General features: G+C 39.3%; 9 protein-coding genes and 3 pseudogenes. 2 read left to right on the top strand and 10 right to left on the bottom strand.

The window, feature by feature from the left end; all coding sequences use genetic code 11:
• The first annotated feature begins 66 nt into the window (after nt 1-66).
• Nucleotides 67-834: a 5-bromo-4-chloroindolyl phosphate hydrolysis family protein gene (locus ACNAN0_RS07610; RefSeq protein ID WP_230912526.1), complete on the top strand. Its 768-nt coding sequence runs from the start codon at nt 67-69 to the stop codon at nt 832-834.
• Entirely contained in the window at nt 827-2,035 is a 1,209-nt protein-coding gene (locus ACNAN0_RS07615; protein ID WP_416353026.1) for a toxic anion resistance protein, read from the top strand. Before ACNAN0_RS07610 ends, ACNAN0_RS07615 begins: the two co-directional genes overlap by 8 nt.
• Before the next feature lie 157 nt (nt 2,036-2,192).
• Here ACNAN0_RS07615 and ACNAN0_RS07620 read toward each other — a convergent pair whose 3' ends face one another.
• From ACNAN0_RS07620 to ftsA, 10 genes and pseudogenes are all read right to left on the bottom strand, one after another.
• Nucleotides 2,193-3,638 (bottom strand): MFS transporter, encoded by a 1,446-nt coding sequence (locus tag ACNAN0_RS07620; protein WP_416353027.1) that lies wholly within the window; start codon nt 3,636-3,638, stop codon nt 2,193-2,195.
• Between the two features lie 150 nt (nt 3,639-3,788).
• Nucleotides 3,789-4,001 carry a cold-shock protein gene (locus ACNAN0_RS07625; RefSeq protein WP_416353028.1) on the bottom strand — a complete coding sequence of 71 codons (213 nt, stop codon included), beginning with the start codon at nt 3,999-4,001 and terminating at the stop codon, nt 3,789-3,791.
• 9 nt (nt 4,002-4,010) lie between these two features.
• A complete protein-coding gene (dapF, locus tag ACNAN0_RS07630; protein WP_416353029.1) occupies nt 4,011-4,994 on the bottom strand; it encodes a diaminopimelate epimerase in 984 nt (327 codons plus the stop codon).
• Between the two features lie 188 nt (nt 4,995-5,182).
• A pseudogene (gene ileS, locus ACNAN0_RS07635) lies at nt 5,183-7,968 on the bottom strand (isoleucine--tRNA ligase).
• 785 nt (nt 7,969-8,753) lie between these two features.
• Nucleotides 8,754-9,251, bottom strand: a pseudogene (locus tag ACNAN0_RS07640) (DivIVA domain-containing protein); the annotation flags it as partial.
• Nucleotides 9,252-9,277: 26 nt separating this feature from the next.
• The gene (locus tag ACNAN0_RS07645) at nt 9,278-10,057 is read right to left on the bottom strand and encodes an RNA-binding protein (protein WP_416353030.1); all 780 of its coding nucleotides are present in this window, start codon (nt 10,055-10,057) and stop codon (nt 9,278-9,280) included.
• A gap of 15 nt (nt 10,058-10,072) precedes the next feature.
• Nucleotides 10,073-10,348 (bottom strand): YggT family protein, encoded by a 276-nt coding sequence (locus ACNAN0_RS07650; RefSeq protein WP_230912533.1) that lies wholly within the window; start codon nt 10,346-10,348, stop codon nt 10,073-10,075.
• Nucleotides 10,349-10,376: 28 nt separating this feature from the next.
• Nucleotides 10,377-10,844 carry a cell division protein SepF gene (locus ACNAN0_RS07655; RefSeq protein WP_230912555.1) on the bottom strand — a complete coding sequence of 156 codons (468 nt, stop codon included), beginning with the start codon at nt 10,842-10,844 and terminating at the stop codon, nt 10,377-10,379.
• Between the two features lie 368 nt (nt 10,845-11,212).
• Nucleotides 11,213-12,172, bottom strand: a pseudogene (gene ftsZ, locus ACNAN0_RS07660) (cell division protein FtsZ); the annotation flags it as partial.
• A gap of 30 nt (nt 12,173-12,202) precedes the next feature.
• Complete coding sequence (gene ftsA / locus ACNAN0_RS07665; RefSeq protein ID WP_230912535.1) at nt 12,203-13,585, bottom strand: cell division protein FtsA; 1,383 nt, start codon at nt 13,583-13,585, stop codon at nt 12,203-12,205.
• Nucleotides 13,586-13,634 lie beyond the last annotated feature (49 nt).

Here is a 13,634-nt window from a genome sequence, read left to right on the forward strand (position 1 = left end):
CTTTTGCGCTTAGTCCCTGTGTTAAAATGAAGCCATACAGAACAAGAGAGATGTAGGAGTGACAATATGAAAAAAATAAGAAACACTCTGATTGGTAGTGTCATTGTCTTATTGATCAGTGGTATCCTTATGCAAGTTAGGTATATGGGTTCTATCCCCTTTTTAGCGATGATGGTTGCAATGATCAGCTTTGCCGTTTTCATCATCAGTTTACCATTTTATATCATCCAGCGGCGGGCATTGCGGCACCAGAAAGTTGCAGATGATGCAACTTTACCCACAGGTAAATTATCACATCGTTTAATGGAACACTATAAGCAAGCTGGTTTAAGTGACAGCGACATTGTCTTCTTTCGGCAAACAATGGCTGAGGCTGAAAAAACCATCCGTCACTTAGACAAAGCTATTAATGATACGCCAAAGTTAAAAACAATCGATTTGAACTTGGATATTATCAAAGTTTCCAAATCAATGTTTGCGGCAATCGTTAAAGAACCTCAGCGTATGGCTGAAGCCAGTGACTTCTTATATAAGCACTTGCCTACGATTACAAAATTAAGCGACAAATATATCGAAATTTCTCATCACGAGATCAAAACTACCGATACTTGGGAAGTGCTGGCAAAAAGCTTAGATGTAATCAAAAATCTAGGTAACCAAATCCGTAAAGATTACACTACCTTTGTCGCAGATGATTTGGATGACATGGACGACGAAATGTCCGTTGCTAAGGATAGTCTATCTGATCTACAAAAAGACGCAGATAAGATGGACGCAGCAATGCAAAAGATCAATGAGACCTATCAACGCGATAAGGAGCAACAACATGGCTGAAAATCAGAATAAACAAGCAACCACAGATGATTTAATGAACGATTTATTGGCGGATCCTTTCACAAAACAAACGCCTCAAGTAAACCCAAAGCAACAAACGGCATCTAATGCAAGCATTTTAGAAAAGCTGCCGCCTGAAGATCAGCAGAAGGCCCAAGAACTTGCAAAATCGATCGATACGACCAATACAACCAGTGTCATTAATTATGGTGCCCAGGCTCAAAAACAGTTAGGTGAGTTTTCACAGAACATCTTAACTAAAGTTCAATCACAAGATACGGGTGAAATTGGCGATGCTTTGACCGACTTGATGTATCGCTTAAATGAAGCAAATCCAGATGAACTACGAGCCGAAGATCGCAATGTATTTAAAAAACTTTTTGGCAAAGTTAAACGTTCAATTTTTGAAATTCAAAATAAATATCAAAAAATTGGTGCTCAAATCGATGGAATTGCCGCTAAATTAAATAATGAAAAAAATGGTTTGTTAACTGATAATGTCACTATGGAAGAACTATATCAGCAAAACAAAACTTACTTCCAAGCCTTGAATATTTACATTGCTGCTGGTCAAGTTAAAATTAAAGAATTGGATCAACAACTGATTCCAGAAGCCGAGCAAAAAGCCAAAACTACCCAAGATCAAATGGATGTTCAAGCAGTGCAAGATTTGCAACAGTTCAAAAATCGTCTGGAAAAACGGACTTATGACTTGGAATTAGCCCGACAAGTTACTTTACAGCAAGCACCCCAAATTCGACTGATTCAAAATACAAATCAAGCCTTGGCCGAAAAAATTCAAGCGTCCATCAATACGGCTATTCCGCTTTGGAAAAATCAAGTCGCTATCGCATTAACTTTATTGCGGCAAAAGGATGCCGTTACGGCGCAGCGACAGGTTTCCGAAACAACAAATGATTTATTGAAGAAAAATAGCGAAATGCTGAAAATGTCTTCAATTGAAACCGCCAAAGAAAATGAACGTGGGGTAATTGACATTGAAACCTTACAAAAAACCCAGAATGATTTAGTCGAAACTTTACAAGAAACATTAAAAATTCAAAAAGAAGGTCGCGAAAAACGGCAAAACGCTGAACTCGAATTAAACCGTATGGAAGATGATTTACATGATCAACTCTTACAAATCACGACCAAGCAAAAACCGGATCAAACTGGGCCCAAAGATGTCACGGGTCAATAATTTAATAGCTAGCCTACAAAGGGCCAGGAACAAAGTATTAATTTTGTTCCTGGCCCCTAGTTATTGACACAGAATTTAATTTTAATTATAAGCCAAAAGATAATGTTCTTGAGTAAACTTTGCTTTTGATGATTCGAACCAACCTCACTCAAAAAACTTATTTCGTTAAGTTTCGACTGCTTTGACGCCAGCGATTAATTGTCACAACGGCCGTAATCAAGCAGATCACTGAGGAAATAATAAAGACCATGTGCATGCCATAAATAAAAATATCAGGCCGATGATTCAAATAAGTGGTCACGTGATACCCTGCTTTATGACTCATCGCTGCGAATAAAATTGTTGTGGATAAAGAAATGCCAATAATCATACCCATATTTCGCGCTAATGCATTCAAGCCCCCAGCGATCCCCAGATCCTGAGTCTCAACCGTGCTCATCACAATGGTATTATTTGGTGCTTGAAAAATACCGTTACCTAACCCGACAACACCAATCATTGCCATAAAGAACCACAAAGGTGACGTTAACTGCGTCGCTGCATAGCCAATTTGACTAATTAAAATAGCAATCAACCCAACCACCGTTAATAAATAAGGTCCGATTTTATCTGATATACTACCAGCCAATGGTGCAATTACAACTTGAACAATCGGAAAGATCATTAAAATATATCCAGCGTAATTAGGTTCTAGTCCGCGAGCATTTTCTAGATAAAATGGCCCGATAACATTGAAGAAAAAGTTGACAATAAAAATCAGCATGGCCGTTAATAAGCTAATGGTGAAATTTTTATTTTTAAAAATATGGAATGGCAACAACGGCTGCTCTGTATGCCGCTCAACGTGGATAAATCGCCACAAACCAATTAAAGAAACTACCCACAATGTAATAATGATCCAATTTCTAAAACCAATTTCCTGACCTAAGAAAACACCCAAGAAAAATAAAACAATCGTTAACCCAAATGTTAAAGACCCGGGAACATCAATTTTAACTTTATTGAAGAATCGGTCTTTTGGCAACATGAAGTGTCCCATGATCATCGTTAAAATACCAACGGGTACATTGATCCAGAAAATATAACCCCAAGGTAAGTGGGCCAAGATAATCCCACCAATCCCTGGACCAGCAATACTACCTAAAGAAACAAATGACCCAATTAGTCCCAAAGCTTTGCCACGTTCGTGCATGGGAAAAATCTCTGTAATAATACCATTATTGGTACTCATCGTCATACTAGCGCCAGTTGCTTGTACTACTCGAGCAAAGAGCAAAAACCATAAACTATGGTTAAAACCGGCTAATAAAGAGCCCAAAATAAATAAAGACGTCCCCCAGCGAAAAACTTTGATCTTGCCAAAACTGTCACCAATTTTCCCAAAAAGTAATAGCAGTGCACAGATAATAATTAAATATATCGAAACGACCCACTCTACTTGGTTTAGTGGGACTCGCAGATCGCGACTCATGACTGGTAGCGCAATGTTGACAATACTGCCATCTAAAGTTGACATAAAAGTAAACATCCCCACTGCAGTCAGAATCCACCAGCGATGTTTTTGGACGTCACTATCGTCCACGTAACTTTTTACATGATCCATCGAACTGCCTCCGTTTATAAATTTGCAACTTTGATATTATAGCCGAAATTTACCTCAAAATAAAATAATTTAAACAGGAAACAAAAAATAAAGTTGTAACGGATGATCAATTGAAAATCCGCAACAACTTTATTTTTTCATCATACCATTTTAGTCTTCATCCGACTTAACTAAGGAAACATTAGCAGCTTGAGGGCCTCTTGAACCCTGTACAACCACAAAATTTACTTTGTCACCAGGATTGAGCGTTTTAAAACCAGGTTCAATAATTGCCGCAAAATGAACGAAAATATCACCTTCATCTTGAGTTTCAATAAACCCAAATCCCTTTTCTTTATTAAAAGTTTTTACCGTCCCTATCATCTGGACACCTCACTTTGTAATTGTTTGAATAAACTGAAGATATTGTTTTTGTTCTGTTGTCTTTTGAACCTCAACGTCCGTAAAGTCTTGCTTTAATGCCGCACTTAAGTCAAGTGTAATATAGTCTTGGAACGTGGCATTTCCAATTAAATCGATCCAGTAACGATTGCCATCTTTATGAGGCACTGTTTTGACCATCCCACCAGGATTATAAACACTCAAAGTATCATCAAAATTAGCGTATTCTGGATATAAACGAGCTGTTAGCAAGCTAGAGGCTGACATTGCTGTGCCGCAAGCATTGGTAAAGCCAACACCACGTTCATAAGTACGGACAAAAATTTCGTCCTTAGCACGTAAATTCACAAAGCTTACATTGACACCTTCTGGGAAGTAAGGATTCTCACCATTTAAATAAGCCGCAATGCGTTCTAATTTTGGACCTTGCAAAGTTGCGTCATCCACAAAGCTGATCAAGTGCGGATTAGGTACGGCAACTGCTGTAAATTTTAACGTATCTGATAATTCAGGCAAAATTTCATCAATGACCTGATCTTTAGCTTTAAAATGCATTTTCAAGTCTTGTGCTGCAAAACTAACGGGTGAAATTTCAACTTTAAAGGCTGAAACACCAGTAAATAAATCTTGCGCTTTTTGAACATGAAGATTTTGATACATGGTTTCGACTTCAAAATTTTCAGCATGATTCTTTTGTGCTAGGTACCGTGCTACAGTCCGTAATCCGTTGCCACACATGCTGGCTTCAGAACCATCCGCATTGATCACCCGCATCCGTCCAGCAGCGTCATTCTTTTGACTGTCCCCAACCAATAATAAGCCGTCTGCCCCACCGAGCAAGCCATTCTTATGATCCGTTAACTTTTGGGTCAAGGCTACAATTTCTGATTTTGTCAATTGACGTGGTAATTTTGTTGTATCTAAAAGAAAAAATGTATTTCCAGAACCGTGAACCTTGATTAATTGAATATCCATTTTCGCACTTCCTAAAAATAGGTTTAGAATAGTTTATCATAGATTTTTAATTAAATAAATCGGGCTAACTGAAAATAAACTACTATATTCCTAAAAATAGCCATAAAAAAACCGGTCACAGAAACTATTGGACCGGTTTTCCACATTATAATATACTTTCAATCTTTAACCTTAATACGCGTTGAAATCTATGGTTCTAAACCTGCTTTGACTGCATCTTCAAAATGTTCATGCAATATTTTGGCACAACGCGCACAAATATTTGGTAACTGTGGATCTTGACCAACATCTTCACGTGTCATCCGGCAACGCTGACAAACTTCACCAGGCGCATGTTCAACTTTAATGGCAACATCTTCGAAGTCCATAGCGTCTGCAGGTGCTTCTGATTTTGAGCCAGCTACCGTTAATTTGGAAACAATCAACATCTGTTTCACATCATTATCAATCGCAGTTAACAAATCTTTAACTGGTGTTGTTGGATAAACTGTCACATATGCTTCAAGCGACTTACCAATCACTTTGTTATCTCTAGCAACTTCCAAAGCCTTTAAAACATTATCTCTAAAGGCCATAAAATTAGACCATTCTGACAACAAAGCATCTTGATCTGCAAATGTTTCTAGTTCTGGCATTTCAGCCAATTGAACAAATGCCTCAGGTTCCTTTAAGAAGCTCCAGATTTCTTCAGTTGTATGTGGAATGATTGGTGTCAATAATTTGGTCAAAGCAACAACCACATCATACATGACTGTTTGCATGCGCCGACGTTTGATATCATCAGCAGCTTCGATATAAACGACATCTTTGGCAAAGTCTAAATAAAACGAAGATAGATCATTTGTCAAAAAGTTAGAAATCGTCTTAAAGACAGTGGCAAAATCATATTGATCATAGGCATCTAAGCAAGTTTTAATCACTTGATTCAAGCGAACCATCATATACCGATCTACCGACCCTAATTCAGCATAAGCTACTCGATCAGTTTTGGGCTCATAATCACTCGTATTAGCTAGCATGAAACGAATCGTATTTCTGATTTTACGATAGCTTTCAGAGGTTTGTCGGAAAATATCCATGGAAACAGCGACATCCGAGTTAGTATCAACAGATGAAACCCACAAACGAACAATGTCTGCACCCATCTGTTTGATGACGTCATTGGGTGAAATCACATTACCTAATGACTTACTCATCTTGCGGCCCTTATCATCCAAGGTAAACCCTTGCGAAAGGATCTGCCGATAAGGCGCTTGGCCAGTAACAGCTACTGAAGTGATCAAACTTGAATTAAACCAACCACGATACTGATCAGAACCCTCTAAATACAAATCGGCCGGAAAACTTAATTCAGGTCGTTGTTTCAAGACAGCTTGATGAGAAGAACCTGAATCAAACCAAACGTCCATGATATCATTTTCTTTGGTGAACTTACCATTGGGACTACCTGGATAAGTAAAGCCCTCAGGCAATAATTCCTTTGCTTCTCGTTGGAACCAAATATTTGAACCATACTTGGCAAATAAATCAGCTACATGATTGATCGTTTCGTCAGTAATAATTGCATCACCATTTTCAGCGTAGAAAATTGGCAGCGGTACGCCCCAAGCTCTTTGCCGGGAAATGACCCAATCTCCACGATCTTTGATCATATTATAAAGTCGTGTTTTACCCCAATAAGGCTTATAAGACACACCTTCAACAGCCTTCAATAAATTGTCTCTAAAGGCTGCTACAGAAGCAAACCATTGCGTCGTAGCTCGGAAAATAACTGGTTTTTTAGTCCGCCAGTCATGCGGATAACTATGGGTAAAGAAGCTGAGTTTTAATAATGCCCCTTTTTCATCTAATAATTTAGTGATTTCTTTATTAGCATCATCGTAAAACATACCTTCAAAACCAGGAGCTTCTTTAGTAAAGCGCCCTTGTTCATCGACTGGTGATAGCGGTGGTAAATGATATTTTTGACCAACGAAGAAGTCATCAGTCCCATGACCTGGAGCGGTATGCACTAATCCAGTACCCTCATCAAGGGTGACGTGGTTCCCAAGAATCAATAGTGATGTCCGATCATAGAAAGGATGCTGTGCTGTCATATATTCTAGTTCAGTACCCTTGAACGTTTGCAATACTTGTGTATGCGTCCAACCTAATGCTTCTTTGACGCGTTCAAGCAATGATTCGGCAATGACATATTTTTTCCCATCAGCTTCAACTTGAATATAGTTAAACTTAGGATTTGCGGCAATAGCCAAGTTAGCAGGCATTGTCCAAGGCGTTGTTGTCCAAATAATAAAGACCGTATCTGTATCCAACAAATCTTTACCATCTACAACTTTAAAAGCAACATAAATAGATGGTGACTTCACGTCTTTATATTCAATTTCAGCTTCCGCTAAAGTTGATTCAGAAGAAGGCGACCAATAAACCGGTTTTTTACCCTTATAAATATAACCCTTGTCAGCCATCTTACCAAAAACGCGAATTTGTTCGGCCTCATATTCATGCTGCAATGTAATATAAGGATGATCCCAATCACCAGCAACCCTAAACGCTTAAAGTCGGATCGTTGTTTGTCAATCTGACTCATCGCATATTGGCGACAAAGTTCGCGGTATTCAGCCATAGACATAGATTTGCGATCCACGCCCTGTTTGGTTAATTCTTGCTCAATTGGTAAACCATGGGTATCCCAGCCAGGTACATAAGGTGCCCGAAAACCGTGCATGGATTTATAACGGACAATAATATCCTTGCTGATCTTATTCAGCGCATGCCCCATGTGAATATTACCATTGGCAAATGGCGGGCCATCATGAAGTATAAAAGTTGGTTTCCTCTCATTCAACTTTTGACGTTGTTCATAAACTTCATTTTCATACCAGGCCTTTTGTCGTTCAGGTTCCTTGTTGGGGAGATTTCCCCGCATTGGAAACTTGGTTTTGCCTAAATTTAACGTATCCTTAACTCGCATAAACTGCCTCCTCAAAATTTGGTAATAAAAAAAGACCTTGTCATTTATAGGACGAGATCTTCGCGGTACCACCTAAATTCAGGAATAAAATTCCCCTTTAGCATGGTATAACGCCCATGAATCGTTTGATCTTACAAAAATTCAGACCAAAGACGAGAACGACTGATATAATATTGCCAGTGACTTCTCGGCCTTTCACCATTTACCGAGTCGCTGTTAAGTATGTGCTAATTATGTGTGTCGTTAGTGTCTTTTTGATTATTGTCATTCATTTTACCACTTGTTCGGTCATCTGGAAAGATGATTGTTGGCCGATTTTGTTCCGGATTCTGGTCAAAATAATCAGGATCCAGTTGAGCGGCCGGACTACCATCTTGTTGCTGTGTATGTGCGCTATCTCCCGGATTAACTTGTGGTGCAGCTGTATCCGTGCCCTGCGTTGGCTGATTGTAGCCGGTAGCTGTTTGATCATCAGCTTGTTGGGCTTGCTGATTATAATCATCAAATTGATAGTCTGGTCCGGCAGTATAATCTTGATTAGGTACATTCATATCATCAGGTGTTAAGGTTTTGGTTGGGTTGGCTTGATCAGCTGTACCTGTACTTTGATCATAGTTTGAATATTGACCATCTGTACTTTGATTCTGATCAAAATTATAGTCCTGTTGATGGCCCTGGTGTGTTTCGGCTTGGCCACTAGCATAATTGTTGGCATCCTGTGTGGTTGTTGTATCTTCACTATAATTTAATTGTTGATTATATTGGTCGTCACTATTATCGATCTGATCATCATTTAATAGTTCATTCCACTCTGGGCTGCGAACAATCTCCAATTGCGACTCCAACATAACTTGGAGCCGTTGCCGGAAAATCCGAGTTTGTTTCTTTAAATCATCTGTTTCAATTGTAATTTGACGTGCCTTTTCAGAAGCATCTTGTAAAATTTGATTTGATTTATCTGTGGACTCATTCAACAACTGTCGAGCTTGTTTCTCAGCATCATCTTGAATGATCTCTGCTTCGCGCTGAGCGTTTGTTTTAACCTTATCAGCTGCATCTTGAGCTACGATAATAGATTGATTCAAGGCGTCCTTTAAATCAGTAAAATAAGCCACTTTCTCCTGATTATCTTTTAAAGCACGCTCCAAATCTTCATTGTGGCGCAACAATGCCTCATAATCTTTAATGATCTGGTCCAAAAAATCATTAACCTGATCTTGATCATAACCACGAAACCTCACATTAAACTCTTTATTATGAATATCCATTGGTGTCAACGCCATAATTTATGCCTCCAAAATTTTACACATCATTTCCGTAAGGTTCGAATACTTAATCGAACTTTACCCTTTCGAGTTTCACCTTGGTTTGCTAACAATTGAACTCGACCAAAGTGGCGAACCGAAAGTATATCCAACATTTGAACATCAAAATCCGGCTTTTCAATTACCTGCCAATTAACCTTAACTTGTTTTGTTTCAATCATTTGCTTGGCTCGTTGTCGGGAAATATTAAACACATCAGAAACAATCGTATCCACACGTAGAGAACTAGCAGTCAACGATTCTTCAAGCCAATCTACCTGAGCCGAAATGACGTCTGCAAAGTCAATCTTTTCTAACCTAACTTTAATTCTGCCAATACTGGTTATTTGTGTGATAATATAATCCGCCATTTTGGCATCCGCAAAAAACTGCCAATGGCTACCATCTGTGATAATATCTCCAAAATGTTGCCGATCAACACTTTGATTCGCCAGTGTTCCGAGGATTTGTCCATGTTTTAAAGTAGCGAACTTTTCTGGATATTGAATTTCGATCGGCTGAATCTCATAATCCTTATTTTCCGGTTGATAATAATCTGGCGCTAAAATCAAACGGCGTTGTTCCGCATGCTGAAAACCACCAAATTCATATATCTTCAAGCCTTCAAAAGCGGGCAAGTTATGGACAATAAAAACTTTTCGTGGATCAAGAAACTCAGTCAATACCGGACGATATTCAGATTCAACAATGCCAATCAACTCACGCATACGATCAATAAAAGGTATCTCATCTTTTCTAAAATGCTGGTAAATATCTAAATCCATGATTCCCCCACTAATCTATACCATGAAAATACTTAGAAACTTGAGCAACCCAATCTCAATGAACTGCAGTGCCAAAATCGCAACGATGGGTGAAAAACTTATACCCATAATTGATGGAATAATACGGTCAAAGACACCTAAAAATGGTCCAACTATTCGACCAAGCAGTTGTCCTAGCTTAGAGTTGTATGCACCAGGAACCCAAGATAGCAATGTGTAAATTACGATCAAAAAGGTATAAATATCAAATATCCATTTTACGCCGATATATAAAAGTGCCAGTAATGACATTTTTCACCTCATAAATTTTTCTGAATAATTAATCCACTTTTGTCTTGCGGATAATATCTGTAATTGAACCATCAATCTCAAATTTAGACGGCGTACACAAGAAAATACAATCACCAACACGTTGAACTTCACCTTTGATTGCAAAAATTGTACCCGTCAAAAAATCAAGGATTCTTTTAGCTTGTTTTTCATCAATACGTGTGAAATTCACAATAACTGCACGCCCGTTGATCAAATGCGTCCCAACTTCTTTTGCATCCGAATAAACTCGTGGTTCAAACAAAACGATTTTAGTAGTTTGATTTGATTTAACAGTATCCATCGATACAACATTATTGTTCACATTTGTCTTACTCGTGCTTTGACTGATCGGTGGCACCGTCTCATAAGCTGTTTTAACTGTGGCCGATTTTGGTGTCTCGGTTTCGTTTGTACCTAAATCGTTAAAATCATCATCGTTCATACCAAAAAAGCGACTTATTTTTTCAAATCCCATCATGCAAGCCCTCCTTGAACAAGATGTTATTATTTATTGCGACGCTTAAAAAATGGTGGTGTACTATCGTTATCATCATCATTAATTGGTTCATCAGTTCTTTGGAAAATATCAAAATCTTTTTTCTCAACATTATCAAAGTCTTGATCTGGTCGGCGACTGTGGCCCTTACTTGGTTCTTGACGAACATCCCAGTTACCAAAAGGATCGGTTGTTTTAGCATCTTGATGCGGTACTTGATTCTTATCTGTATGGATTGGTTCATCAGTATTTGTCGTTGGCCGGTTAGTTTGATTCGTTGGCCGTACCCGATTTCCGGATACACCATTACCTTGTGTGGTCCGACCGCCATTAGCATGCCCAGCGCCTAGTTCGTCTTCAATACCCGTTGCAATAACTGTAACAACAACTTCATCTCCGAGATTTTCATTGATCAAAACACCAAAAATAATGTTAACATCACTTGTTGCTGCTTGAGCAACGATACCAGAGGCATCCTGCGCTTCAAATAGTGAAAAGTCAGGGCCACCAGTAATATTGAGTAAAACTTGCTTTGCACCATCAATAGAGGCTTCTAATAAAGGCGAGGAGATTGCCTTTTTAGTAGCTTCTGTCGTGCGATTTTCACCAGTGGCTGAACCGATACCCATCAAAGCAGATCCTTGATTTTCCATAACAGTTTTCACATCAGCAAAATCCAAGTTCACGTAACCTGGTGCTGTGATCAAATCTGAGATACCTTGAACCCCTTGTCGCAAAATATTATCCGCTTCATGGAAAGCCTCTAACATCGGCGTCTTTTTATCAACAGTTTCGAGTAGACGATTGTTAGCAATCACCACCAACGTATCTACATGCTCTTTTAATTGAGCGATACCTTCTGCTGCATTACGACCACGTTTTGGCCCTTCAAAACTAAACGGTCGCGTCACCACACCAACCGTTAAAGCACCTAAATCCTTAGCTGTTTTAGCAACAATTGGTGCTGCACCGGTACCAGTGCCGCCACCCATACCGGCAGTGACAAAAATCATATCAGCACCCTTCAGAGCCTCCTGAATTGTTTCATCGCTTTCTTGAGCAGCTTTTTCACCGATTTCAGGATTCGATCCTGCACCCAATCCACGCGTCAATTTGGGGCCTAATTGAATCTTAGTTTCAGCTTTAGAGCTTTCCAAAGCCTGTACATCCGTATTTGCAACAATAAATTCGACGCCTTGGACGCCTTCATCAATCATTCTATTAACAGCGTTGCCTCCAGCACCGCCGACGCCGATCACCTTAATGATCGCACCGGTATCTTGCCGTGAGTCCAATGAGAATTCCATAGAATTTCCTCCTACAATAATCTGTGACGGTTATTCAAAGAAGTTATTTAAAAACTTCTTAATACTTTCAGTACGATTTTTCTTTTTCTTCGCCGGCTTAGCTTGAGTAGGTGTCTCTTGTTGGGGCACTTCTGACTCATGAACCGGTTCAACTTTTTGTTTGGCCATAGTTTGTTTGGGTCTCGGTGATTGTGACTGATCCATAGTACTTGCTGCAGATGGCCTACTCATCGCAGTATAATTCACGCTAGCATTAGAGATTGGGCTGTGTACGAGTCGATCAACCTCAGAAAGTTTAGAAACATAATTGACAAGCCCATAAGCTTGAGAAAAAGATGGATGTCTCAATCCCATTTGATCGGGAATGTAAATTTTAACATTGCGGTCAAATATCTTGGAAGCCAAGTCAACGATGCCAGGTAAGGCTGTGACACCACCAGTTATGACGACACCGCCTGGCAAATCAAAAGCCTTAACCTGATTTAAGGCTTTACCCAAACGTGTCAGGATCTGTTCGACACGAGCTTCGATGATTTCAGATAAGTAGCGTTCGTTGATCAGCACTTGATCCGTTTGCCCAACAATTTCTACCGGAAATTCTTCTTCTTTTGAGGTGGCCTCAACGTTGGCGTTACCATAATCGCGTTTAATCTTTTCAGCACTTTCAAAAGAAGTATTCAAAACAACGGAGATATCTTTGGTAATATATTCGCCGCCTTCTTGATCAACTTGCGTAAATTTCAGCTTATGATCATGAATAACAGCAGCTGTACTTTGGCCACCGCCCAAATCCATTAGAATTGTTCCAAAGTCTTGTTCCCCATCCGTTAGGGCAACGGTGCCAAGAGCAAGTGGGTTCACGACAAGACTTTGCAGGTTTAAACCAGCTTTCGCAATACTTTTTTTAATATTGTGAATCACTGTCTTAGGAGATGTAAATAAAATACCATGCATTTCTAACCGCACACCAATCATCCCGCGCGGATCCTTAATACCATCGAAGCCATCGACAATAAATTCATCTGGAACAAGGTCAACAATTTCACGTTCAGGTGGCAGGTTACGGATCAATGCTGCCGCAGCAACATTTTGAACATCCTGATCCGTAATTTCTTTTGACTCATCACTTACAGCAATCATCCCTTGACAAGGCTCAATACTCAGCATATTCGCAGGGATTCCAGCATAAACGTCGGAAATATTTACATTTGCCTTTTGTTCAGCTTGGCGGACCGCATTTCGAATCGAAGCGGCAACCTGATCAATATCGACTACAACGCCTCGATTCATTCCCTTTGAGCGATCACTACCAACGCCAATAATATTTAGTTGACCTTGAACAGATTCAGCAATAATCACTTTGATTGATGTGGTTCCGATGTCTAAACCAACATATATTCCTGAATTGTCCATTAAAATGGAACCCCCTCACAACAAAAATGCATAAATTCACTTTTATTTT

The sequence above is a fragment of the Agrilactobacillus fermenti genome (assembly GCF_047943045.1).
GTDB classification, from domain to species: Bacteria; Bacillota; Bacilli; order Lactobacillales; family Lactobacillaceae; genus Agrilactobacillus; species Agrilactobacillus fermenti.